The sequence below is a fragment of the Devosia sp. 67-54 genome, from assembly GCF_001899075.1.
Classification (GTDB): Bacteria; Pseudomonadota; Alphaproteobacteria; order Rhizobiales; family Devosiaceae; genus Devosia_A.
Genome location: NZ_MKVA01000002.1, coordinates 192,394 through 215,275, shown reverse-complemented (window position 1 = coordinate 215,275; position 22,882 = coordinate 192,394). Strand labels below are relative to the sequence as shown.

The 22,882-nt window shown below is 67.8% G+C and carries 30 protein-coding genes and 1 pseudogene; 13 read left to right on the top strand and 18 right to left on the bottom strand.

Going from position 1 to position 22,882, the window contains the following annotated elements:
- Positions 1–3 precede the first annotated feature (3 nt).
- On the bottom strand, positions 4–1,230 hold the full coding sequence (locus BGO82_RS01800) for an NnrS family protein (RefSeq protein ID WP_291303831.1): 1,227 nt from the start codon (positions 1,228–1,230) through the stop codon (positions 4–6).
- A 77-nt stretch (positions 1,231–1,307) separates the two neighbouring features.
- On the opposite strand from BGO82_RS01800, the gene BGO82_RS01795 reads away from it, so the two are divergent.
- Positions 1,308–1,595, top strand: a complete 288-nt coding sequence (locus tag BGO82_RS01795; RefSeq protein WP_366246921.1) for a DUF1858 domain-containing protein — start codon at positions 1,308–1,310, stop codon at positions 1,593–1,595.
- On the opposite strand, the gene BGO82_RS01790 is transcribed toward BGO82_RS01795, so the two are convergent.
- A complete protein-coding gene (locus BGO82_RS01790; protein WP_291303830.1) occupies positions 1,534–2,244 on the bottom strand; it encodes a Crp/Fnr family transcriptional regulator in 711 nt (236 codons plus the stop codon). The two genes, BGO82_RS01795 and BGO82_RS01790, sit on opposite strands and share 62 nt — an antisense overlap.
- 201 nt (positions 2,245–2,445) lie before the next feature.
- On the opposite strand from BGO82_RS01790, the gene BGO82_RS01785 reads away from it, so the two are divergent.
- From BGO82_RS01785 to copD, 4 genes are all read left to right on the top strand, one after another.
- Positions 2,446–2,883 carry a pseudoazurin gene (locus BGO82_RS01785; protein ID WP_291303829.1) on the top strand — a complete coding sequence of 146 codons (438 nt, stop codon included), beginning with the start codon at positions 2,446–2,448 and terminating at the stop codon, positions 2,881–2,883.
- Positions 2,884–3,066: 183 nt separating this feature from the next.
- Positions 3,067–4,230, top strand: coding sequence for a copper-containing nitrite reductase (gene nirK / locus BGO82_RS01780; protein ID WP_291303828.1), 1,164 nt, complete (start codon positions 3,067–3,069; stop codon positions 4,228–4,230).
- An 18-nt stretch (positions 4,231–4,248) separates the two neighbouring features.
- Complete coding sequence (gene copC / locus BGO82_RS01775) at positions 4,249–4,644, top strand: copper homeostasis periplasmic binding protein CopC (RefSeq protein WP_291303827.1); 396 nt, start codon at positions 4,249–4,251, stop codon at positions 4,642–4,644.
- A gap of 9 nt (positions 4,645–4,653) precedes the next feature.
- A complete protein-coding gene (gene copD / locus BGO82_RS01770; RefSeq protein ID WP_291303826.1) occupies positions 4,654–5,529 on the top strand; it encodes a copper homeostasis membrane protein CopD in 876 nt (291 codons plus the stop codon).
- Between the two features lie 9 nt (positions 5,530–5,538).
- Here copD and BGO82_RS01765 read toward each other — a convergent pair whose 3' ends face one another.
- The 4 genes from BGO82_RS01765 to BGO82_RS01750 form a co-directional block, all read right to left on the bottom strand.
- Positions 5,539–6,147 (bottom strand): hypothetical protein, encoded by a 609-nt coding sequence (locus tag BGO82_RS01765; protein ID WP_291303825.1) that lies wholly within the window; start codon positions 6,145–6,147, stop codon positions 5,539–5,541.
- A 2-nt stretch (positions 6,148–6,149) separates the two neighbouring features.
- Positions 6,150–6,416 (bottom strand): hypothetical protein, encoded by a 267-nt coding sequence (locus tag BGO82_RS01760; protein WP_291303824.1) that lies wholly within the window; start codon positions 6,414–6,416, stop codon positions 6,150–6,152.
- Positions 6,413–7,627 carry a YeeE/YedE family protein gene (locus BGO82_RS01755; RefSeq protein ID WP_291303823.1) on the bottom strand — a complete coding sequence of 405 codons (1,215 nt, stop codon included), beginning with the start codon at positions 7,625–7,627 and terminating at the stop codon, positions 6,413–6,415. The genes BGO82_RS01760 and BGO82_RS01755 overlap by 4 nt, the downstream gene beginning before the upstream one ends.
- A 96-nt stretch (positions 7,628–7,723) precedes the next feature.
- The gene (locus BGO82_RS01750) at positions 7,724–8,644 is read right to left on the bottom strand and encodes a sulfurtransferase (protein WP_291303822.1); all 921 of its coding nucleotides are present in this window, start codon (positions 8,642–8,644) and stop codon (positions 7,724–7,726) included.
- Positions 8,645–8,867: 223 nt separating this feature from the next.
- Here BGO82_RS01750 and BGO82_RS01745 point away from each other — a divergent pair, with 223 nt between their 5' ends.
- Both BGO82_RS01745 and BGO82_RS01740 read left to right on the top strand, forming a co-directional pair.
- Positions 8,868–9,290, top strand: coding sequence for a thioredoxin family protein (locus BGO82_RS01745; RefSeq protein WP_291303821.1), 423 nt, complete (start codon positions 8,868–8,870; stop codon positions 9,288–9,290).
- Positions 9,291–9,296: 6 nt separating this feature from the next.
- Positions 9,297–10,013, top strand: a complete 717-nt coding sequence (locus BGO82_RS01740) for a cytochrome c biogenesis protein CcdA (RefSeq protein WP_291303820.1) — start codon at positions 9,297–9,299, stop codon at positions 10,011–10,013.
- Between the two features lie 92 nt (positions 10,014–10,105).
- Here the strand turns inward: BGO82_RS01740 and BGO82_RS01735 are convergent, their stop codons facing one another.
- From BGO82_RS01735 to BGO82_RS01720, 4 genes are all read right to left on the bottom strand, one after another.
- Positions 10,106–10,336 (bottom strand): hypothetical protein, encoded by a 231-nt coding sequence (locus BGO82_RS01735; RefSeq protein WP_291303819.1) that lies wholly within the window; start codon positions 10,334–10,336, stop codon positions 10,106–10,108.
- Positions 10,337–10,394: 58 nt separating this feature from the next.
- Positions 10,395–11,228, bottom strand: coding sequence for a spondin domain-containing protein (locus BGO82_RS01730; RefSeq protein WP_291303818.1), 834 nt, complete (start codon positions 11,226–11,228; stop codon positions 10,395–10,397).
- Positions 11,229–11,319: 91 nt separating this feature from the next.
- Complete coding sequence (locus BGO82_RS01725) at positions 11,320–12,006, bottom strand: NrsF family protein (protein WP_291303817.1); 687 nt, start codon at positions 12,004–12,006, stop codon at positions 11,320–11,322.
- Positions 12,003–12,614, bottom strand: coding sequence for a sigma-70 family RNA polymerase sigma factor (locus tag BGO82_RS01720; RefSeq protein WP_291303816.1), 612 nt, complete (start codon positions 12,612–12,614; stop codon positions 12,003–12,005). Before BGO82_RS01720 ends, BGO82_RS01725 begins: the two co-directional genes overlap by 4 nt.
- A gap of 49 nt (positions 12,615–12,663) precedes the next feature.
- Between BGO82_RS01720 and BGO82_RS01715 the strand changes: the two are divergent.
- Positions 12,664–12,837, top strand: a pseudogene (locus tag BGO82_RS01715) (SDR family NAD(P)-dependent oxidoreductase); the annotation flags it as partial.
- 9 nt (positions 12,838–12,846) lie between these two features.
- Here the strand turns inward: BGO82_RS01715 and BGO82_RS01710 are convergent.
- From BGO82_RS01710 to BGO82_RS01700, 3 genes are read right to left on the bottom strand one after another with little or no spacing between them, the layout of a single operon-like run.
- The gene (locus tag BGO82_RS01710; RefSeq protein ID WP_291303815.1) at positions 12,847–13,251 is read right to left on the bottom strand and encodes a DUF2177 family protein; all 405 of its coding nucleotides are present in this window, start codon (positions 13,249–13,251) and stop codon (positions 12,847–12,849) included.
- A 3-nt stretch (positions 13,252–13,254) separates the two neighbouring features.
- The gene (locus BGO82_RS01705; protein WP_291303814.1) at positions 13,255–13,899 is read right to left on the bottom strand and encodes a ChrR family anti-sigma-E factor; all 645 of its coding nucleotides are present in this window, start codon (positions 13,897–13,899) and stop codon (positions 13,255–13,257) included.
- Positions 13,896–14,429 carry a sigma-70 family RNA polymerase sigma factor gene (locus tag BGO82_RS01700; protein WP_291303813.1) on the bottom strand — a complete coding sequence of 178 codons (534 nt, stop codon included), beginning with the start codon at positions 14,427–14,429 and terminating at the stop codon, positions 13,896–13,898. Before BGO82_RS01700 ends, BGO82_RS01705 begins: the two co-directional genes overlap by 4 nt.
- Before the next feature lie 233 nt (positions 14,430–14,662).
- On the opposite strand from BGO82_RS01700, the gene BGO82_RS01695 reads away from it, so the two are divergent.
- Both BGO82_RS01695 and BGO82_RS01690 read left to right on the top strand, forming a co-directional pair.
- On the top strand, positions 14,663–16,012 hold the full coding sequence (locus tag BGO82_RS01695; protein WP_298800582.1) for an FAD-dependent oxidoreductase: 1,350 nt from the start codon (positions 14,663–14,665) through the stop codon (positions 16,010–16,012).
- A complete protein-coding gene (locus BGO82_RS01690) occupies positions 16,009–16,770 on the top strand; it encodes a DUF1365 family protein (RefSeq protein ID WP_291303812.1) in 762 nt (253 codons plus the stop codon). Before BGO82_RS01695 ends, BGO82_RS01690 begins: the two co-directional genes overlap by 4 nt.
- On the opposite strand, the gene BGO82_RS01685 is transcribed toward BGO82_RS01690, so the two are convergent.
- The 5 genes from BGO82_RS01685 to BGO82_RS01665 form a co-directional block, all read right to left on the bottom strand.
- Positions 16,767–17,525, bottom strand: coding sequence for an SDR family NAD(P)-dependent oxidoreductase (locus BGO82_RS01685; RefSeq protein ID WP_366246922.1), 759 nt, complete (start codon positions 17,523–17,525; stop codon positions 16,767–16,769). The two genes, BGO82_RS01690 and BGO82_RS01685, sit on opposite strands and share 4 nt — an antisense overlap.
- A 103-nt stretch (positions 17,526–17,628) precedes the next feature.
- Positions 17,629–18,498: a universal stress protein gene (locus tag BGO82_RS01680; RefSeq protein WP_291303810.1), complete on the bottom strand. Its 870-nt coding sequence runs from the start codon at positions 18,496–18,498 to the stop codon at positions 17,629–17,631.
- A gap of 60 nt (positions 18,499–18,558) precedes the next feature.
- Complete coding sequence (locus BGO82_RS01675; protein ID WP_291303809.1) at positions 18,559–20,388, bottom strand: heavy metal translocating P-type ATPase; 1,830 nt, start codon at positions 20,386–20,388, stop codon at positions 18,559–18,561.
- Between the two features lie 133 nt (positions 20,389–20,521).
- Positions 20,522–20,956, bottom strand: coding sequence for a thioredoxin TrxC (gene trxC, locus BGO82_RS01670; RefSeq protein WP_291303808.1), 435 nt, complete (start codon positions 20,954–20,956; stop codon positions 20,522–20,524).
- Positions 20,953–21,276, bottom strand: coding sequence for a metalloregulator ArsR/SmtB family transcription factor (locus tag BGO82_RS01665; protein ID WP_291303807.1), 324 nt, complete (start codon positions 21,274–21,276; stop codon positions 20,953–20,955). Before BGO82_RS01665 ends, trxC begins: the two co-directional genes overlap by 4 nt.
- Before the next feature lie 74 nt (positions 21,277–21,350).
- Here BGO82_RS01665 and BGO82_RS01660 point away from each other — a divergent pair, with 74 nt between their 5' ends.
- The 3 genes from BGO82_RS01660 to BGO82_RS01650 are packed head-to-tail and all read left to right on the top strand — an operon-like array spanning position 21,351 to position 22,856.
- The gene (locus BGO82_RS01660; protein ID WP_291303806.1) at positions 21,351–21,566 is read left to right on the top strand and encodes a DUF2892 domain-containing protein; all 216 of its coding nucleotides are present in this window, start codon (positions 21,351–21,353) and stop codon (positions 21,564–21,566) included.
- A 1-nt stretch (position 21,567) separates the two neighbouring features.
- On the top strand, positions 21,568–22,467 hold the full coding sequence (locus BGO82_RS01655) for an MBL fold metallo-hydrolase (RefSeq protein WP_291303805.1): 900 nt from the start codon (positions 21,568–21,570) through the stop codon (positions 22,465–22,467).
- Between the two features lie 20 nt (positions 22,468–22,487).
- Entirely contained in the window at positions 22,488–22,856 is a 369-nt protein-coding gene (locus tag BGO82_RS01650) for a TIGR01244 family sulfur transferase (protein ID WP_291303804.1), read from the top strand.
- The last annotated feature ends 26 nt before the right edge of the window (positions 22,857–22,882 follow it).

Genomic DNA, 22,882 nt, shown 5'->3' with positions numbered 1-22,882 from the left:
TCGCTATTTTGGAGCCGACCGCGATGGCCGCATGAGCATCGGAGCATGCTCGAACACGAAGATCGCGAACCCGGCGATCCAGCCGGCGGCGCTCACCGCCAGGATCGGATGGTAGGCCTCCGGCAACATCTCAGCGAGGGGCCGCAGCAGCGCCACCACGGCAATGCACGCATAGGCGGCCGTCGTGCTCCAAGACGCCGTCAGCGGTCGGCCCGTATGGCCCCGGCTTGCCCGCGTCATCACCGCCAGCGTGGTGAGGCCGATCACTCCGACCGTGAGCACATGCAGCGCCGACGCCGGCGATACGACCTCCAGCGCCGCCGCTGCGACGCAGAGGAAGCCCAGCGGAATGAAGCTATAGGCGATATGCAGCACCAGCAGCAGCGGCTCGCGCCACGTCTGTTGCCCCTGCCAGCCCGCGAGCCGCCAGGCATGGAGGATCGCCGCCCCCACGGCGAGCAGCACCGTCGGCCAGCCGTCCGGCAGGATCGCCCAGGCGAGTCCGGCGAGCACCGCCGCCAGCAGCGCGGCATGGTCGATCCGCCCCAGCGGCCGCGGCAGCCGCTGTGCGCCGCGCCGGGCCAGATAGTTCCGCGTAAAGCTCGGAATGATGCGCCCGCCGACCTGGCAGACCAGCGCCACGAACAGCGCCACCGTGCCGCGCAGCAGCGCCGTCTCGTCCCAGCCGGCAAAACTCGCCGCATGGAAGGCGACGTTGAGCAGCCCCAGCGCGGAAAGCGCCAACGCCACCCGCAAGTTCGGCCAGTTGCGGCCGACCACCACCTCGCGCGTCACCACGAACGCCAGCGCCGGCAGATACAGGCAGTCGACCACCGCGCTCACCGGGCTGCCGGCGGTGACCGGCAGCATCAGCAGCACGCGTCCGGCCGCCCACAACGCCACAAGCCCGAGCAGCGGCAGGCCCGAAACCGGCAACCGGCCGGTCCAGTTCGGCACTGCCGTCAGCACGAAGCCGCTGAGCGCGGCAGTGGCATAGCCGAACAGCATCTCGTGCGCATGCCAGGCGATCGGCCCCTCCGGGCCACCTACCTCCCACCAGCCCGACAGGGCACCGATCCACAGCACCATGTCGAGCACCGCGACGATGCCGGCGAGGAGGAAGAAGGGCCGGAAACCGTAGGAAAGCACGGCCGGTCCCGACCGCGCGATACCGCGTGGCACCGGCTTGCGCGCGGCGGCGGGCGGCGGAGTGGAAATGCTCTGGTTCATGACACCCGACCCATGCCGCGCGCGCCTCCCGCCGTCTTTGCGCCAGCGCAAGGACACGGGACCTTTCGCGATTGCACATGCGGGCTCTTTGGAGGCCGAGCATGCCGCCGCTTCGGACCATGTCACTGCACGAGATCATGTCGCGCTGGCCGGGCACGATCCGCGTCTTCGTCGATCATGGCCTGCATTGCGTCGGCTGCCCGATCGCGCGCTTCAACCGCCTCGCCGACGCCGCCCGCGAGCACCGGCAGGATCTCGCCGGATTACAGCGTGCCGTGGAAGCGGCGATTGCCGCCGACGAGGCTAGCCCAGCAGCCCCGGCTGCAGACCGTCGGCGATCAGCAGCAGGCGGTGCGGGTCCTTGACCAGCAGCTTCTGCCGGCCGCTGTCGACCAGCCCGGCCTCTTCCCATGCCATGAGGATGCGCGACACCGTATGCAGCGTCGTGCCCGTCATCTCCGCCAGATCCTGCTTGGAAATCGGAAAGTCGATGCGGATGCCCTCCGCTTCGCGCTTGCCCGATTGCTGCGCGAGACGCAGCACCATGTGGCCGACGCGCCGCTCGACCACCTCGGTCGACATCTCGCGGATACGAGAATGCGCATCCTGCAGGCGGTCGCCGATGGTCTGGATGGTGCTTGCCGCGAAGGCCGGATGGTGCGCCACCATCGCGTCCCAGTCCGTCATCGGCCAGCTCAGCGCGAGGCTCTCCACCACCGCCGTCGACGTGCCCGGATAGGTGGAGCGCCGCAGCGCCTTCGCCAGGCCAAACAGATCGCCGGGATTGATCATGCGAACGACGATCTGCTCGCCCTGCGGCGTCACCTGCGTGACGCGCAGCCGGCCATGCACCAGCACGAAGAAATGCTCTGCCGCATCGCCCTGGCCGAACACCACGCTGCCGGGAGCAAGGCGGCGGCTCGCCGCACGCGCCGCGACCTTGTCGAGCTCGGCATCGTTCAACTGCGCGAACATCGGCAGGGATTTGAGGATGCTGCGGTCCGGTGCCGTCACGATCAGATCGTCTCGCCTGCTGTCGGGTCTGTGACCCGTCCATAGCAGCCGATGCCGCCGCCGCACAGGCCGTGCGTGTCGCTCATGGGAGCCATGCAGCGAAATACCGCGCTCTTTGTCCCAGAGCAAAGTGACCGAGGGGCCCCCGCTCTATTCCCCGCATCGTCACTTCGGTGACCCGGAACGTCATAGGAGAATATCATGAAAGCCCTCGGTCTCGCACTCGTCGCCGCCATGCTGCTTGGCGGCGCGGCGCCGGCGCTCGCCGCCAATGTCGACGTCAACATGCTCAACAAGGGCGCCAAGGGCGCCATGGTCTTCGAGCCCGATCTGGTGAAGGTCGCGGTCGGCGACACGGTGACCTTCCAGCCGGTGGACAAGGGTCACGACGCCGTCGCCATGACCGAAATGATCCCGCCCGGCGCGACCCCCTTCAAGGGCAAGCTGAGCCAGCCGCTCGCCGAAACCTTCACCGTGCCGGGCGTCTACGTCGTGCGCTGCGAGCCGCATTTCGGCCTCGGCATGGTCGCCGTGGTCGTCGTCGGCGACGACCTGAGCAACCTCGATGCCGTCAAGGCCGCCAAATACCCCAAGAAGGCCCAGGACCGCCTGAACGAAATCCTCGGGGAGCTCAAATAGCTCCGCGATCACCCTCCGTCCCGAGCCGGCCAGCTCCGGCTGGCCGCAGCAGACGTCCGGAGGAGGCTCGGGACCGGCCGGCCGGGACGCTTCACCTGGGGCGCCCCGGCCGGAACCCAGCCACCCCTGAGCACACGCCCACCGCATTCAACCGTCGTCCCGCAGCAAAGGAGCAGGGATCAAATGACTGACAGCAAGAGCACCACCAGGCCGGACCACGAAGCTCACGGCCTGTCGCGCCGCGACCTGCTTGTGGGGTCGGCCGGACTGACCCTCGGCGCCCTCGCCACCCCCGCCGTGGCGCTGGCCGAAGACCAGATGGCGATGGGCGGCGGCCACGTCATGCCGGCGGCACACACCATGACCTCGACCTCGCTGGGCGACCGGCTCTATGCCATCAACGTCCGCAACGGCGTTGCCGACATCGCCCACGATCCCACCGACATCCCGCCACCGATCACCCGCACGACGTCGCAGAAGGTCGTGGTCCAGCTCGAGACGGTGGAGGTCGAGGCGCGCCTCGATGAACACACCACCTACCAGTTCTGGACCTTCAACGGACGCGTGCCCGGACCCTTCGTGCGCGTGCGCGTCGGCGACACCGTCGAGGTGCATCTCAAGAACAACGACAACAGCGTGATGATGCACAACGTCGACTTCCATGCCGTCAACGGCCCTGGCGGCGGTGCCGGCGCCACCTCGGCCAACCCCGGTGAAGAACACCAGTTCACCTTCAAGGCGCTCAATCCGGGCATCTACGTCTATCACTGCGCCGTGACGCCGGTCGCCATGCACATCTCGAGCGGCATGTATGGCCTGATCCTGGTCGAGCCCGAAGGCGGCCTGCCGCCGGTCGACCACGAGTTCTACGTCATGCAGGGCGAGATCTACACCGAGGAAGCCCTCGGCACGCCCGGCCTGCTGACCGCGAGCTACGACAAGCTGCTCAACGAGACGCCGGAATATTTTGTCTTCAACGGCCATGTCGGCGCCCTCACCGACCACTATCCGCTGAAGGCTAAGGTCGGCGAGACGGTCCGCATCTTCTTCGGTGTCGGTGGGCCGAACTTCACCTCGTCGTTCCACGTCATCGGCGAGATCTTCGACAAGGCCTACCAGCTCGGCTCGGTGACCAGCCCGCCGATCGAGAACGTGCAGAGCATCTCGGTGCCCCCCGGTTCGGCCAACATCGTCGAGTTCAAGCTCGAAGTCCCCGGCCGCTACGTGCTGGTCGACCACGCCCTGTCGCGCGCCGAGCGCGGACTGGCCGGCTACCTCGTCGTCGAGGGCGACCCGAACCCCGAAGTGTTCGACGCTCCACCCAATCCCAACGCTTCGGGCCACTGACAGCAACAGGAGATCATCATGCGCTTCAAACCTTTCCGCACCGCCTTCCTCGTCGTCGCGACCGCCGCGCTGGCGCTCGCCGCCGGCCCTGCCTTCGCCCACGCCAAGCTCCTCTCGGAGGTGCCGGCGGCCGTGGACGCGGCCACCCCGGCGCCCGCACCGGCGCCCCTCACCGAGCTGCGGCTGGTGTTCTCGGAGCAGCTCAATTTCGCCTTCAGCAAGCTGAAGCTGACCGACGCCGCCGGCAAGGAGGTCGCCCTGGGCGCCCTCGCCCTCGATCCCAAGGACGACAAGACGCTGCTGGCGCCGCTGACCGGCGCACTGCCGGCGGGAGACTACACCGTTGACTGGACGGCGGTATCTGCCGACGGGCATAAGACGACCGGAACCTATACGTTCAAGGTCGCACAATAAGGACTGACGATGGAGATCGCGCTCTCGATCGCTCGCTTTCTCCACTACTCGGCGGCCATCCAGCTCTTCGGGACGGCCGTCTTCGAAACCTGGATCGCGTCGGCGGCGCTGAGCAACAGCCTGCTGACGCTGTCCCGGCGGATCGCCGTCTTCAATGCCTGGCTGCTTCTGCTCAGCGCCATCGCCTGGCTCGGCTTCGAGGCCGGCAACATGGGCGACGGCTGGGCCGACGCCATCAACCCCGCGACCCTGTGGCTGGTGCTGACCGCGACCAGTTTCGGCAAGGCCTGGATCGCCAATCTGCTGCTCGGCGCCGCCTGCGTGCTCGCCGCACATCTGTTCGGACCACGCCGCGGCGCAGTGCTGGCGATCGCCGCCCTGCTGGCCCTCGGGGCCCTCGCCTTCGTCGGCCACGCCGTGGCCGAGACCGGCGTGCTCGGCACGCTGAGCGAGATCAGCCAGGTCGTCCACCTCATCTCTTCGGGCTTCTGGTTCGGCTCGCTGCTGTCGCTGGTGCTGGTGCTGCGCCAGATCTCCGACCCGCGTTACGCCGCCGACGCCGACCGCGCCCTGCGCCGCTTCTCGGGGCTCGGCCACTTCGCAGTCGCCCTGGCGCTGGCCAGCGGCCTTTCCAACAGCTGGCTGGTGCTGCGCGACACGCCGCTGAGCTTTGCCTCGGCCTACCAGGTGCTGCTGCTGGTCAAGGTCGCGCTGGTCGGCACCATGTGCATCCTGGCCCTGGTCAACCGCTACGTCTTCATGCCGAAGATCCCGACCGGCCCCACCGGCGCCAACGCCCTGCGCGACGGCACCGTCGCCGAACTGATCATCGGCACCCTCGTCATCGCCATCGTCAGCCTGCTGGGCGTGCTGTCGCCCGGCTGAGCGATCTGCCTACAGCCCCAGGCTCTTCGCCGTCGCCGCCAGATCGACCCGCAGTTCCGACGTCACCTCGAGTTCGCGGTCGTCCACCGCGGACGTGCCGTCAGGCGGGCGATGCGCGGCCAGGGTTGCGTCGCGCTGCCGGATCAGCTCGGCGATCTCGTCGCCGTAGAGCCGCAGGACCGCCGTCAGCCAGCGGTTGGTGAGATAGGACGGCTGCGGCATCTGCATGTCGAAGCGCTCGATGAGGCCAATGCTTGCCTCGGCCCCGAGCCAGGTGTCGCCGACCACCCATTGGTTGACCGTGAACAGTCGCCGCAGTCGCCCATGCGCGTCGACGCCGACCGCCACCAGATGGTGCACCGGGCCGTTCTTGCCGTCTGGCCGCACGAAGCAATGGAAATGCCCGTGCTCGCCCTCCTCCGGCGGCAGGTGGCAATGATAGTACCACTGCCCACCCGACGCCGGGTCGAACACGTCGCCCGGCGGATAGTGGCTCCAGGCCGTCACCGGCGCATCGCGGAGCGTCGCGTGCAGCACGTTGTCGCCGCCCTTGGCGAGAATCTGCTCGCAGAACAGCGCTTCCTGGGCCGCCCGCTGCCTGTCCGCGTCGGACGCCATCGTCAGCCGCCGGCGGCGCAGGGCGCTGCAGCGGCGCACGGGGCGGCCGCAGCGCAAGGTGCAGCCGCAGCGCAGGGCGCCGCTGCGGCGCAGGGGGCGCCGGCGGCACAGGGATTGGCCGCCTCGTCGGGCGACGCCGCATCGGCAGCAGCGGCCGTCGCGGCTGGGGCCGCCGGTCCGCGGCCGCGCGCCACCTGGTCGGCGGCGACGGCGGCGGTCGCCGCCAGCAGCGCCGCGCCGAACAGCAGGGTGTTGCGTGAGCTGCTCATTTCTTGAACCCGTCCATCCCGAACAGCGGCCGCAGCGCGACGCCGGCGAAGCTGCCCACGAACGCCGCCGCGAACCACACCCAGCCATGCAGGCTGCCCGACGCGATGCCGCTGAACAGCGCCCCGATATTGCAGCCGAACGATAGCCGCGCGCCATAACCCATCAGCACGCCGCCGATCGCCGCGGCCAGCGCCGACAGCAGCGGCAGCTTCGCCTTCGGCGCGAATTTCCCGGCGAGCCCCGCGGCCAGCGCCGCGCCCAGCAGGATGCCGAAATTCATCACCGAGGTCACGTCGAACAGCACGCTGCGGTTGAGCGCCAGCGCCTGCGCCGGCCAGGTCCAGAACTCCCAGCCCGCGACGGGCACGCCGACAGCCTGCGCCGCCTTCGCGCCCCATAGCCCGAAGCCATAGGTGATCGACCAGGGATGGCCTGCAATCAGCAGCGTCGCGATATTGAGCAGCGCCAGCGCCACCGCCGCGCCGAGCAGCGGCCATGGCCCCTGCAGCAGTCGCGACAGCCCTTGCGTCTTCGGCGTGGAAGGCCGCTCCAGCGCGCCATGCGAGCGCCGCTCGATCAGCACCGTGATCCCGGCGACCGCCGCGAGCCCCGCCAGCGTCACCGCCACCGCCGCCGGTGCGCCCAGTGCCGTGCCGAGACTGATCGTCGGCAGCGACGGCCGCGCCAGCCACCACGGCAGATGCGCCGTACCCAGCACGGCGCCGACGATGAAGAACACCAGCGTCACCAGCATGCGGGCGCTGCCGCCGCCGACCGTGAACAGCGTGCCCGAACCGCAGCCGCCGCCCAGTTGCATGCCGAGCCCGAACATCGCCGCGCCGACCAGCACCGAGACGCCGACCGGCGCCACCGCGCCGGCCAGCGGCTGGCCGAAAGCGCTGCCCTGCGCCAGCAGCGGAATGAACACCACGGCGGCAATCGCCACCATCAGCATCTGCGCCCGCACCGCCGCGCCGCGTTTCTCGACCACCAGCCGGCGCCAGCCGCCGGTGAAGCCGAACGAGGCATGGTAGAGCGTCGCCCCCAGCAGGCCGCCGATGGCAAACAGCACCGCCTGCCGCGCATCGACGATCTGCGCGATCGCCACGGCGCCGAGCACGAACATGGCGAGCACCACCAGCACCGGGCCGCGATCGAGCTTGGGCCAGGCAAGAGCGGGAGCGGGCGGGGAAGCGCTGAGGTCTGTCACGTGAAGTCCGATCCGGGTCGAGTGTCCGACCGCATGTCTCATAAAAGCCGGCGCCCGAGACCGCAATCTCGGGCGCGCGTCAGGATGGCGGGGCCGTCAGTTCTGCACGACGACGGGGCGCGCCGGATCGAGCGTCCACTGCGACATCGAGCCGTCATAGAGCCGCACATGCTTGAGCCCGGCAACCTCCGACAGGCCGAACCAGGCGATCGACGCCAGGTGTCCGGTGTTGCAGAAGGTGATCACCCCGTCCTTGTCGACCAGCCCGGCCTGCTGCACCAGCGCTTCGATCGCCGCTTTGCTGGCGAAGCGATTGGTCTGCGGGTCCCAGAACTTGTCGAAATTGATGTTGACGGCGGTCGGGATGGTGCCCAGCTCCTTCACCGTCGAGGTCTTCTCCTTGCCGATGAACTGCGCCACCGAGCGCGCGTCGATCAGGTTGACGTCGTCCTTGATCGCCTGCTGCACTTCGGCGACCTCGGCCCGGAGCTCGGGACGGAACTTGGCGACAAAGGTGCCGGCCTTCGGCGTCACCACGTCGGTCGATACCGGCTCGCCCGCCGCGGTCCACGCCTTGTAGCCGCCATCGAGGATCGTGACGTTGTCGTGCCCGAGCACCTTGAACGTCCAGTAGACGCGGGTGGCGCCGCCGAACTCGCTGATGCTGCTGCCGTCCGGCACGATCACCACCTGCGTATCGTCGTTGACGCCGAGCGCCGCGATCCTGGCGCTGATGTCGTCGAGCTTGGGCAGCAGGCCCGGCGCACCATCGATGCTGGCGCGCCAGCCATAGGCCGAATATTGCGCTTCCACCGCGCCCGGCACGTGCCCCGCGGCATAGGGGGCCCCGTCCTTGGTCTTGTCGCGGATATCGATGATGACCAGCCCCGGTTGGCCGAGATGGCCGTTGAGCCACGCAGCATCGACCAGCGGCTGGTCGGTGAGCCGTTCGGCATGGGCGCTGCCCACGGCCGCAAGGCCGAGCACCAGCGCCGTGGCGAGAACGTTGAAACGCATCGAATGATCCTGTGAGGTTGGATGAGCTGGCCTTATCATAAGCGCATCGCCATGGCGGGCGCTGCTCACAGCATTCCAATTGCGGGCCGCAAGGCTGAATTTTCTATCCCCGCCACAGCGCCCCGACGGCAATGAAATTCCGTGTGAGCCCATAGGCATGCGCCGCCGCGCCGGCGATAATGCCGACCTGTCGAACGGCCGTGCGCCGCACCGGAATCCTCCCATGCCCTCCTTGCTTCGCCGCCTTCTCGCCGCCCTGGTTTTCGTGCTGCCCATCCTCGCCGCCGTGCCGGCGCTGGCCGATGATCGCGCGGCCACGGCGGCGCCCGCGCCGGCGCAGGTGCTCTCCTTCGAGAGCGACGCGCAGCTCGATGCCCTCGCCGCCAGGGGCACCACCGTCGTCTTCTTTTACGCCGCCTGGTGCCCCGATTGCCGCGCCACCGTGACCGAGCTCAATGCACGCTGGGACAAGGTGCGGCCCGGCCTGACCCTGGTCATTGCCGACTACGACAAGGAAACGGCACTGAAGGCTAGGTTCGGCGTCACCTACCAGGATACGTTCGTGCTGCTCGACAAGGCCGGCAAGGGCGTCGATCTGTGGAACAGCGGCGGCGTCAACGGCCTCAACGCCCATACGAGCCTCTGATCCGACATGGTGCTGAGCCTGGCGCTCGCCTTCGTCGCGGGCGTGATCACCATCCTGTCGCCCTGCGTGCTGCCGCTGCTGCCGATGCTCCTGGCGACGGCGACGCAGGACGGCCGCGCCCGGCCCTTCGGCGTCATCATCGGCTTCATCGCCGCCTTCAGCGCCGCGACCCTGGCGCTCAGCACCCTGGTGCGCACGCTGGGCGTGCCGCCCGACGTCAACCGCACCTTGAGCGCCATCGTGCTCGTCGTCCTCGGCCTGGTGCTGGTCGTGCCCCGCCTGCAAGTGTCGTTTGAACGCTGGACGGGCGGCCTCGCCGGTCGGGCTCCAGCCACGGCGACGGCCGGCTTCGGTGGCGGCCTCGTCGTCGGGCTCGGCCTCGGCCTGGCCTGGACGCCCTGCGTCGGCCCGATCATGGCCTCGGTGATCACCCTGGCGCTCAACCAGAACGTCGGGCCCGGGGCCGTCGCCATCACGCTCGCTTTCTCGCTGGGCACTGCCTTGCCCATGGCTGCCGTGCTCTTCGGCGGCCGCCAATTGGTGCGCCGCCTGGACTGGTTCCAGCGCCACGCCGCCACCATCCAGCGGCTGTTCGGCGTGGTGCTGCTGCTCACCGGCCTCGCCATCTGGTTCGGCTGGGACCGGACGGCGCAGATCGCCCTGCTCGAATGGTTCCCCGGCTGGGACGCCCTGCTGACCGGCTGGGAACCGGCCGCGGTATAGATACGCGGCCCACTCTCGTTGGCCACACGCGACCGACCTGCACGGCGTCTCTGACACCGCGCCGCTTCCTGCCAACAAATCTTGCCGTCCGCCTAAGCCTCGTTCGGCGGACTGACGGTGATCGATACGCTGTCGATGTCGAGGCCGCTTGCCGTGGCGTGCAGCCAGGCGTGGCAGCCGTCCTCCGTGTCGAACGCCTTCGGGCCGATCTGCGTCTCGACCAGCTGGCCATGCCGGCTCGTGACCACCAGCCCACGCGCTGCCCAGCCGCCCCGCCGGAGCGCTCTGATCGTGCCCTCGAACGCAATGCTGCTACGTTTCATGCGGCATCCCCCAAAGCAGAACCGGCCGCACCACGGGCGCAGCCGGCATCAGGATCAATTACTTCACCACCTCGAAGGTCACGTGCGCGACCGGCCCCTTGACGTCCCAATTCCAGGCCTTGGGCGCATCGGCGTCGCCACGGATGCCGGTGTGGTAGGTGATCACGCCGTTCTCGGGATCGCGGTCGTTGCCTCCGCCGAGCGCACCGAGAAAGCCCTTCTTCTCATTGTTCTTCTCCGAGCCGGCATCGTAGCCGCGCACATCGAGGCTGGCCGAGCCCTTGAGCTTGTAGCCGTCGAAGCCGCTGAAGCCCGAGAAGCCGTCATTGGTGTTGCCCAGCATCCACACCGCATCGATGAGCGGGTGCTTCTCGTCGACATGCACCAAGAAGGTCCGCGTCTGGCCCGGCAGGGTGTGGATGGCGAGCTGCGCATCGCCGATCGCGGAGTCCTTGTTCATCGCGGCCGCCACCGAGAACATGCCGATATTGCCGCCTTCCGCCACGGCCACCAGCGCGTCGGACGCCTTGGCGCCGAGCTTGAACAGCGGCGCCGAGCCGGCCGTCCGGCTCTCGGCATAGGTCGGCGAGAACGGCTGGCCGGTGACGACGTCCTTGATGGTGATCTTGATGGTCTTGCCACCCATCATCATCGGGGCGCCCATCGCCGAACCGTCATCGGCCATCGCCATGTCGTTGGACATCATCGCATCGCCCCCGGCCATCGGGCTCGCCATGGCGTCGGTCGACATCATGGAGCTGCTCGCCCCCATGGCATCGCCGGACATCATGGAACTGCTCGACATCGCGTCGGCGGCGAGGGTCGGAGCGGCAAGCGCCAGCAGGGCGGTGGCGGAGACAACAGCAGTTGTGTGGCGCAGAGCGTGCGTCATGGCAAACATCCTTCGATGAGGGTTCAGATCCTGGTCTGGACGGCGAGTGCCGCCGTCCATGTCAGCAGTTTCGACGGAGGATCAGGGAAGGTTACGCGCGGCGGCGAAAATTATTGGCCGGCACGAACAGCCGGCCGCCCACCAGCACGTTGAGGCCGACGACGACCGCCACCGCCAGTGCATGCGAGCAGATGTCGAGCACGGCGGAATCGTGCGGGTGCACCAGGATGAGCAGGGTCGCGCCGGCGGCCGAGGCCGCGAGGCCCCCGAGGACCGCGACGGGCAGCGGCCGGAGCGGCCGGGCGCGCCGGATCATGACGATCGTTGCCACCGACAGCGGAATCGACAGCGCGAAAATGATCGACAGGCAGGTGAAGAACTGCGGCACGTTGCTCTGCACTGCCGGGTTGGCGAGACTGGCGACGCAGCCGAGCCCGTTGATCGCCACCCATACGGCAAAGGCCGGCACCGGCAGCAGCGCCCAGGCGCCGGAGCGATCGGGCAGGCTCAATTGAAACGCCGCATAGGCGGCAAGGATTGCCGTCACGCCCGACGCCAGCGCTCCCGGGAGCACGTAAGGGTCCACCTCCGGCTGGCCGGACCAGTCGAAGACCACCCGAATGGCGATGAGCACCAGCGCGAGGCACATCACCGCCAGCAGCCAGTAGAGCGAACGCAGCCAGGGCGGCGCCAGGCGCCGCACCGGCTTCAGATCGGCGCTCAGCTCGCCGATCAGTCGGGAAATGTCGCCGCTCTCGGCCATGCTCTCCTTGCTCACTGCGTCTCTCCACCAGGCTCGACGCCGAGGCGGGCGCGCAGCGTCTTGATCGCGCGGTGAAGATTGACCTTCAATGCCGATTTCGTTCGGCCGGTGCGTTTGGATGCATCCTCGAGCGAATTTTCCGCCAGCGCCAGCGCTTCCACCGCTTCGCGCTGCCCCTCGGGCAGCGTCGCCACCGCGGCGCGGAGCTCGCGTGCCTCGCTGGCCCGGCTGGCCGCGCGTTCCGGGTCGCCTTCCGCCGCCTGCGTTTCGGCGGCGATCGGCGCGTAGACCTCGCGCATCGACCGGCGGCTGCGCTTGCGCAGGATGTCGATGGCGCGGCGTTGCGTGATGGCGGTGAGCCAGGCGACGAACGACCGGCTCGGATCGAACGTCGCCCGCGCGCCGTGCAGCGTGATCAGCACGTCCTGCACCACGTCGTCGAGGATATTGGCGTCGGCGCCCTGCGCCCGCGCGATCCGGCGCACGACCGGCACACACTCCCGCAGCACCAGTTCATATGCCGCCCTGTCGCCGCCCTGCGCCGCAGCCATGGCGTCCGTCAGCCGCCGATCCGTCGCGACGCGCTCGGCGGCATAGTCGGTGCTGTGATCGGCTGGTGGCATCGGCCCACGCTACAAGACGCTTTTCTCCAGCATAGCGCGATCCATCCTCGGCCGCATCGACATCCTCGTCAACATCGCCTCGATCGCCGGCAAGGAAAGCAACCCGAACGCCGCCGCCTATGCCGCCGCCAGGGCCGGCGTCATCGGCATGACCAAGGCGGTCGGCAAGGAATGCGCCAGGTACGACATCGCCATCAACGCCATCACCCCCGCACCTGAGCCGAAGACGGCCCTATCTCGCGCCGAACGCCGCCACGGCGACATAGCCGGCGGTGGCCGCCACGGCGCTCAGTGCGGTGCCCCAGGCAAGGTCGAGCACCGTTACCGTCAGCGACCAGCCGCGGAGCGTGGAAAGATTGGTGATGTCGTAGGTTCCGTAGGCGACCAGGCCGAGCAGCGCCCCCATCCACAGGGCTCGCCACCAGCTGCCCGCATCGACGCCCGGCAGCACCGCCAGGAAAACGAGGCCGAGGATGAAGATCAGGTAGAACAGGCCGGCGACCGCGAGGTTGGGGCTGTCGAGCAGGAGCGAACCCAGCTCGCGCCGGTAGATGCCGAGGGCGAGCTGGCTGAGCCACAAGGCGTCGAGCGCCAGAAACACCACGGCAGTTGCGAGATAGGCGATGACGAAGCGCACGGGCTAGATTCCAAGCAAAGGCTGCACTGCACGAACGAGCCAGCTGCGAAAGCGCAGCGGCGCATCGGTGACCGCGAGGCAGATGCAATCGGCACCCGGCGTCGCCGTCGGCGTGTGCTGAACCTCTTCGTCGGCATCCTCGATGTCGCCGCGCGCGAACACCGCCGCTCCGTCGCTGAACGCGCCCGACAGCACGACCGTCAGCTCCCGGCCGCGATGGCCATGTTCGGGCACGGGCTGGCCCGCCGGGATCTTCAGCAGACGCACCTGCGTCGTGCCGTCGGACGTCTTGATGCGCAATTGCGCGCCGGCCGTTCCGATAGCTTTCCAGCGGATCGTCTCGACGTCACCGCCGATATAGTCGCGCAGTGGCGACGGGATCACCGCCTGCGCAGGCCGGCGCCTGTCCTCCGCCGGAACGCTCGAACCGAGCCGGTCGCGCACGCTGGCCCACGCATCGGCGGCGACGGGCATGGGCGCCATAGCCTCGAGCAGCGCGCCGCCGGCGGCTTCTGCGGCGGCAAGCCTGGCGCGGCACTCCGGACAGAGCGCAAGGTGCGTGCTCACGGCAAGGCTCCACCCCTCGGCAAGGCTTCCCGCCGCGTAGCTGAGCAGCAGATCGTCATCGACATGGTGGCGAGGCATCATGCGGTGTCTCCGCCCAGCGCCGACCGAAGCTTTGCCACGGCAAGCCGCATCCGCGACTTCACCGTGCCGAGCGGCACCGACAAGGCGGCCGCAATGTCGGACTGCGACCGGTCCTCGAAATAAGCGAGGCGCAGCACCTCGACCTGGTCGGCCGGCAGGGTGTCGAGCGCTGCCTTGAGGGCCTCTACCGACTGCACATTCTCCATCGCGGCATCGGCCGCCGGCGCCGCTTCCGGCACGAAAGCCGGATCGTTCTCATCGAACTCGGGATGCTTCTCGCGGCGAAACGCGTCGATACGCAGGTTTCGGGCGATGGTGAAGATCCAGGTCGACGCCGCGCCCTTCGAGCGATCGTACAGCGCCGACTTCTTCCAAACGGCGACCATCGTCTCCTGCATCAGTTCCTCAGCCGCGGCGGCGCTGCCGGTGCGCGCCATGTAGGCCTTCACCCGGGGCGCGAAATGGCGAAAAAGCTGCTCGAACAGTTCGACGTCGCGGGTCCGCCCCACCGTCTCCAGCAGCTCCGACATGTCTCGTTCGGGTTGTGTGCTCGGCATCACGGCCAATGTCTTGCGCCACACCGCCGGCTGCCCTGGCGATGGAAACCTCCTCAGCCACAGGCCTGCGGCAGTCGAAATTTCGAGGCTCATGTCGCCATTACGGACGCCGAACGCAAGCGGATCATTCCGCCGGAAAATTTCTTCGCCCGGTGCATCCGAACGTCTCGCCGGCTCGTACCTGCTTTGACAGCAGCAGGTGGCGAGTGTTCATCGATCGACCCGACAGAGCGCCTTTCGCAGGCCGGCGCATTGCAGTAATCGGCTCCGGCATCGCTGGCCTTTCGGCGGCCTGGCTGCTCGGCCGCAGGCACCGCGTGACGCTCTACGAGGCCGACGCCCGGCCGGGCGGGCACTCCAACACCGTCCTCGTACCGATGGCCGGCGTGCTGGCGCCGGTCGACACCGGCTTCATCGTCTTCAACGAACGCAACTATCCGAACCTGACGGCGCTGTTCGATCACCTCGGTATCAAGACCCAGGTGACCGATATGTCGTTCTCGGCATCGCTCGACGGTGGCCGGTTCGAGTACGGCTCGACCGGGATCCGCGCCATGCTGGGACAGCCCGGCAATGTCGTGAACCGGCGCTTCCTTGCAATGCTGCGCGATATCGTCCGGTTCTACGCTACGGCGCCTCGCCTGCTGGACGACCCCCGGAGCTGCGAGCTGACGCTGGGCGAATATCTCGATCGCGGCCGATACTCGGCAGCATTCGTGGAGGATCACCTCCTGCCGATGGGCGCCGCCATCTGGTCGACGACCGCGGCGCAGATCCGCGACTATCCGCTCGCCGCCTTCGTGCGGTTCTTCAAATCCCACGAGCTGCTCGACCTGACCGGCCGCCGCTCGTGGCGAACCGTCAGCGGCGGCTCCACGCGCTATGTGCAGGACATGCTGCGAGCCGTTCCCGACCTGCGGCTCGGGGCTGGCGTCGCGCGGATTCGGCGTACCGCGGACGAGGTAACCGTCATCGATGCGCGTGGCGAGCAGCGCTGTTTCGACGACGTGGTCGTCGCGACGCATGCCGACCAGGCGCTGGCGCTGCTCGAGGATGCGGACGAGGCCGAGCGGGCGCTGCTCGGCGCCTTCCGCTACACACCGAACACCGCGATCCTCCACACCGACCGCAACCTGATGCCCAGGCATGAGCGCGTCTGGTCGAGCTGGAACTACGTCGGAGACCGCGGCGACTGCCGGCCGCTCTGCGTGACTTACTGGATGAACCTGCTGCAGGATCTCGATCGCCGATACCCCGTCTTCCTGACGTTGAACCCCACGAGGCCGATCGCGGCCGACAAGATCCTGCGCACCATCACCTACACGCATCCGCTGTTCGATCGGCGTGCGCTCGACGCGCAGCAGGAGTTGTGGCGGCTGCAGGGCGGGCGGCGCACATGGTTCGCGGGCAGCTATTTCGGCTCCGGCTTTCACGAAGACGCATTGCAGGCGGGCCTTTCGGCGGCCGAGGACATCGGTGGCGTACGGCGCCCCTGGAGGGTGGCCGGCGAGTCGGCGCGGATCAGGCTTCGACCGCAACTCGAGGCGGCGGAATGACCTCGGCGATCTACACCGGCCGTGTCGTGCATGTGCGGCTGCGGCCAAAGCGGCACAAGCTCGGCTACCGGGTCTTCTGCCTGCTGCTCGACCTCGACGAGATCGACGCCCTCGCGGCCCGCCTGCGGCTCTTCGGGCACAACCGCGCAGCGGTGTTCTCCTTTTACGACAGCGATCACGGCGCCGGCGACGGCAACCTCCCGGCGTGGGTTGCAGCCCAGCTGGCCGCCGCAAGTCTGCGCCTCGCGACCCCGCGCATCTCGGTGCTGTGCTATCCGCGCATCTTCGGCTACGTCTTCAATCCGCTGACGGTCTATTTCTGCAGCGACGGCGACGAGCTCCGGGCGATCCTCTACGAGGTGCACAACACCTTCGGCGAGAAGCGAACCTATGTCATCCGCGTTGAAGAAGGCGTTGCCGAAACCATCGTGCAGCGCTGCGACAAGGCGCTTTACGTCTCGCCGTTCGTCCCCATGGATTGCGCCTACCGCTTTCGTATCCTGCCGCCCGGCCAGCGGGTGATGATCGCGATCGACGAGACCGACGCCGACGGTCTGCTGCTGCACGCGAATTTCATCGGCGCCCGGCAGACGCTGTCCGATCGCATGCTGCTGCACGCCTTGTTCGCCTATCCGCTGATGACGCTGAAGGTCACCGCGGCCATCCATTGGGAGGCCCTGAAGCTCTGGCTGAAAGGCGTCCCTTATATCCGCCGCCGGCCGGCGAAGACGCGCATCGCAACGACGGTGGTCGACTAGCGTGGTAGCATGCGCCGGGTGATCGCGAATTTTGCCCAGTTGGGCAAGACCTGCAGCAGACGGATTGCCGCCCGCATCTGCCAGGGAAAGCTGATGTCGAACTGCCGGCGCGCGATGCCCGCCATGATGTGGTCGACCGCTTCGTCCACGCCGATCAGGAACGGCATTGGAAATGTGTTTCTGTCGGTGGCCGGCGTCTTCACGAACCCCGGATTGATCACCGAGATCGTGATGCCGAAGCGTTCGAAGTCGGGCTTGAAGGCCTGCGCCATGTTGTTGAGCGCCGCCTTGGTGGCGCCATAGGACGCGGCCGTGGGCAGGCCCACGAAGCCGGTCAGCGATCCCATCAGCACGATGTGGCCCGAGCGCCGGGCAAGCATCGACGGCACCACGCCAGCCATGCAATTGACCTCGCCCAGCAAATTGACGTCGACGGTCTTGCGGAAATTGGCGACCGAAAAGTCCTCGGCGGTGGTAGGAAAATAGGCGCCGGCGTTGAACACCGCGAGCTCGATGGGGCCCAGCTCGCCTTCGATGCGACGGGTCGTCCGCGCGCAGCCCGCTTCGTCGGTGACGTCGAGCGGAAACGCGGCGATCGCCTTCGACTCGGCGGCGAGCGCATCGAGGTCCGTCGCCGTCCGGGCGCTCACTGCCACGCGCCACCCGTCCCGGGCGAGGCGCAGCGCCAGGCCGTGGCCAATGCCGCTGCCGGCTCCCGTTACCCACGCAACCCTGTGCCTGACGTCCGATTGCATCGTCATCCAACACATACGATGCAACAGACCCGATGGTTCACATCCTTGCGCGATTCACGATGTGACTGCGGGCGCCGGCCAGCAACGGCCACGACCCAATGGCTTAGTGCGCCATCAGCACCGGCAGCGTCGCATGCCGCAGGATGGCTCGGGTGGCGCCGCCAAAGACGAGCTCGATCAGCCGCATGCGGCCATATGCACCCATGACGATGAGATCGGCAGCCTGCTGATGGGCGATCTGCTCGATCTGTTCACCCGTATCGCCGGCAAATGGCACAATGATCGTCTCGGCGTACACCCCGTGACGCCGGAGGTGGCCGGCAACGCTGGAGAGCTCCTGGGCCGGATCGCGGTTGTCGTCCCAGGTCGAAGCAACGTGTATCAGCCGTACCGCGGTGGCGCGCACCAGGAACGGCATGGCCTCCGCCACGGCCCGCGCCGCTTCCCGCGTATTGTCCCAGGCGATCACGATGGTATCGAAGCGCCGGTGCGGCGTGCCGCCGGGCGGCACGAAAAGGCAGCCATGCCCGGAGTTGAACAGGACCTCTTCCTCGATCCGATAGCGCCCTTCCGGATCACCATAGGGCCGGGTGCCGATGAACAGATCTGCGCGGCGCACCATCTGGGCCAGTTCGATGGCGACATCCGCGAGCAGACCGTGCAGTCGGTGTATCTCATGCGATGCCCCGAGCCTCGACATGCGCATCTCCAGCCGCTCGAACGCCATATCCGCTTCCCGTTCCGACGCTTCGAGCAAGGTGCGCACCTCAGCGCTGCCCAGCGGATCCGCAATGTCGAGAATGTCAGGCAGCAGATGCAGATGCACGCCGATGATGTGTGCACCGAAGGTGGTGGCGACCGCCTCTGCCATCGCCAGGCGGGCCTCGTCCTCGCTGGAGCCGGTGAGCTGGACGACGACATCCTGATAGCCGCCGGCGGAGCCAGTCGGTGATTGTACGGAACCTTGGGTCATTGCTGTCTCCCGGTATCGGCAGACGATGCCAGCCGGGCCGGCAGCGGGCTTTGATGCCGGTCAAGCCGCGAGCGAGCCGGAAGGCGAGATGCGCAGAGCACGCAAGGCGTTCAGGATGACGGCGACGTCGATGGCCTCCTGCAGCACCGCCCCCTCTACCGGCGTCAGGTAGCCGAACGCAGCCGCCACCATCCCGAGTATGGACAGGCCGATGCCGGCGACGACGCTTTCGACGGCGATGCGCCGTGCCGCCTTCGCGATTTCCATGCCTGTCCCCAGCCGATCGATGCGGTCGATCAGCAGCACGACGTCCGCGGCCTCGGCCGACGCCGCGGCGCCGCGCGCGCCCATGGCCACGCCGACATCGGCTGCAGCCAGGGCAGGCGCATCGTTGACGCCATCCCCGACCATCATCACCGGGCCGTTCTTTCGCTCCGACAGCACGATGAGAACCTTCTGGTCGGGCGTCAACTCGGTCCGCAGCGCGTCAAACCCCAGGCCCGAGGTCACCCGCTCGGCCACAGCGGCGCGGTCGCCCGTCGCGAGCAGTATGCGCTCGACACCGTCCCGGCGAAGCCGCTCGAGCATCACCCCGGCGTCATCCCGCAGCGGATCGGCCATCACCAGATACCCCACCAGGAGATCATCCGCTGCCACAGCCACCAGCGCGGCGCCGGCCAGCAGCGCGGGGTGATCGGCCATCGGGGCTTTCACCTGCTTCATCACGAAGCCATGGCTGCCGACAACGACCCTGTGCCCGTCGACCTGACCGGCAACCCCCTCGCCGGCCGTCTCGGCAATCTCCGAAGGCGCGGGCAATTCGAGGCCCTGTGCTTTCGCCGCGGCGACGATCGCCTGCGCGACGGGATGTTTCGATGCCTGCTCGACCGCCGCCGCCAGGCGGAGCACCTCCGTCGCGGCCATGGCCGACGTCGTATCGATCGAAACGATCCGCGGACGACCGTCCGTCAGCGTGCCGGTCTTGTCGAGAACGAGCGTGCGTATGCGCGCCATCGCCTCGAGGGGCGCCGCGCCTTTGACGAGCACGCCGAAATGCGCGGCCCGCGAAATCCCGGCCACCAGCGCGACCGGCACCGCAAGGATCAATGGACAGGGCGTGGCCACCACCAGCACCGCCACCGCCCTGATCGGATCGCCCGTCAGCCACCACGCGCCGGATGCGATCGCCACCGTGATCGCAAGAAAGCCGAGGGACCACCGATCCGCCAGCCGCGACATCGGCGCCTTCGACCGCCCGGCCTGCTCGACCAGCCGGACGATGCCGGCATAGGTGCTCTCGGCTGCGCGCCGCGTCGCCAGCAGGTCGAACGCATCGCCGCTGTTGGTCGAACCGCTCAGCGCGTCGGCGCCACGGAGCAGGCGCACCGGCAGCGATTCGCCGGTCAGCGCGGACATATCGAGGAAAGCGGCGTCCGCAGCGACCGTTCCGTCGACAGGCACCACGTCGCCCTGGCGGATCAGCAGCCTGTCGCCCGGCCGCACGTCGTCGAGCGCAACGTCTTCGAGCCCGCCATTCCGATGGCGCGTCGCGGTCCGCGGCACGCGCGACAGCAGATCGCGCATGTCCCGCTGGGCGCGGCCCTCGGCATAACTCTCGAGGAACGTGCCGCCTGTGTACATGACCGCCACGACGGCCGCCGCCAGGGTCTCGCCGAACGCGAGTGCGGCGGACATCGACAACGCCGCGACGATGTCGAGGCCGACCTCGCCGCGCCACAGGCTGCGGGCGATTTCCGCCACCAGCACGACGAGAACCGGCACCACGCCGACGCGCCAGACCATGCTCGCGCCAGCAAGGTTGCCGACAAAATACAGCACCAGCCCGCTCGCAAGGCCGACGACCGCCAGCAGCAGCAGGCCCTTGTTCATCCAGCCGGCGAGAGCTCGCTCCACGGACGTCCTTTCGCCGATAGTCTCCGTCGAGATCGACTTCGGCACCCAGTAGGGGATGGCGGACGAGAGTTCTTGATCTTTCTCAATGGCTGTAGGGACACCCCCTACTCTAGCCGATGCGTTGGCTCAGCCACGAATTGATCTGGCTTGCCGGCATTGCGCCCGAGACGCGGTCGGCCTCCTTGCCGTCCTTGAACAGGATCATGGTCGGAATGCCGCGGATGTTGAGAGCGCCTGCAAGCTGCTGTTCGTTGTCCGAATTGAGCTTGAGGAAGCGGGCCCGCGGCTCGAGCGCCTGGGCCACCTTCTCGTATTCGGGCCCCATGAACTGGCATGGGCCGCACCAGGGCGCCCAGACATCCACCACCACCGGCACCGTGCCCTTCTGCACCTGCCGCTGCAGCATGTCGCCGCTCACATCGGCGGGCCTGCCCGAAAACAGCGGCGCACCGCAGCTTCCGCACTTTCCGGCGCTGGCGTCTTTCGTTTCGGGCACACGGTTCACCGCGCCGCAGGCCACGCACACCACCTGGTTGTCGTTCATTTCTTGCTTCTCCTCCGCGCCGTGTCCGTCTGCGGCGCGCAATAGATCCCGTGGAGCGTTGTCAGGATGCGCGCGACCTCTTCGGAGGCGAGCCGGTACAGGATCATCTGGCCGTCGCGGCGCGTCGTCACGAGCTTGAGCGCTCTCAGCTTGCTCAGATGTTGGCTGAGCGGACTTTGCGCAAGACCCACCAGATCGCCCAATTGATTCACGCTGAGCTCCCGGTCGAGTAGGTGGCACAGGATCAGCAGGCGCTTGGGATTGGCCATCGCCGTCAGCAGTTCCGCCGCCTCGTCCGCCCGAGGCTCGAGTTCCGTCATGTCCATGCTTGACATATTAGAATATTCTAATATCTATGTCAATGAACCACCGCACACCGTCATCGGAGGCACTCATGTCCAACCTCGGCACCATCGATCGCATCATCCGCGCCATTGTCGGGCTCGCGCTCATCATCGTCCCCTTCGTGGCCGCCTGGCCCACGCTCGCGCTCGTCATCGCCGTCATCGTCGGTGTCGTCCTCGTCGCCACGTCGACCCTGAGCTTCTGCCCAATCTATGCGGCGCTGGGCCTGTCCAGCAAACGCGGCCGCCACGCCGGGAACCATTGAAATGACAGCTGCAGCGATTCCCTTCGACGTCGATCTCGGCGTCGCGCCCGACATCGTTCCGTTCTTCGATCCCGAGACCAACACCATCAGCTACGTCGTCCATGACCCCAGATCGGACGCCTGCGCGGTGATCGATTCGGTGATGGATTTCGACTACGCCTCCGGCCGCATCAGCTTCGCGCATGCCGATGCGATAATTGCGCACGTCAGGGCGCAGGGCTGGCGGGTCGAATGGTTGATCGAGACGCACGCCCACGCCGATCATCTGTCGGCCGCCCCTTACATTCAGCGCCATCTCGGCGGCAAGCTCGGCATCGGCGAGAACATCAGGATCGTCCAGGACGTCTTCGGCAAGGTGTTCAACGAAGGCACCGAGTTCCGTCGCGACGGCAGCCAGTTCGACCGCCTGTTCAAGGATGGCGACCACTACACCATCGGCACCATGACCGCGCACACGATGCTGACCCCGGGCCACACCCCAGCCTGCATGACGCATGTGATCGGCAATGCCGCCTTCGTCGGCGACACGCTGTTCATGCCCGACGCCGGCTCCGCCCGGGCCGACTTTCCCGGCGGCGATGCGGCGACGCTCTATCGTTCCATAAGGCGCATCCTGGCGCTGCCCGATCCGGTGCGGCTCTTCATGTGCCACGATTATGGCCCCAACGGCCGCGACATCCGCTGGGAGACGACCGTCGGCGAGGAGCGGGTGCACAACATCCATGCGCACGACGGCATCGGCGAGGCCGATTTCGTCAGCATGCGTGAAGCTCGCGACGAAACCCTGGCCATGCCACGCCTCATCATCCCGTCGCTGCAGGTCAACATTCGCGGCGGCGAGCTGCCGCCCAAGGACAAGGACGGACGCACCTTCCTGAAGGTCCCCGTCAACACCCTCTAACCCTGAAGGATCAGACTCTTATGTGGCCATTCTCCTCGAACGCCGGCGCCGGTCTTCGCTACCGCAAGATCGACCCCGCTTTTGCGGTCGCCGGGCAAATCTCGCCCGAAGACGTGCAGAAGGTCGCCGAAGCCGGCTTCAAGACCATCGTCTGCGCGCGCCCCGACAACGAGGAACCGGGCCAGCCCCGTTTCGCGGCCATCGCTGCGGCGGCCAGGCAGGCCGGCCTCCAAGCCGTCCATATCCCCGTTTCGGGCGGCATCGGCGAGGGGCAGCTCATCCGCATGGAAGAAGCCCTGAACACGCTGCCCTCCCCCATGTTCGGCTACTGCCGATCAGGCGCCCGCGCCGGCTCGCTGTTCACCGCCGCCAAATCGGCCCTGGGCTGAACCGCATACGGCAGTCCAGCCCGTCA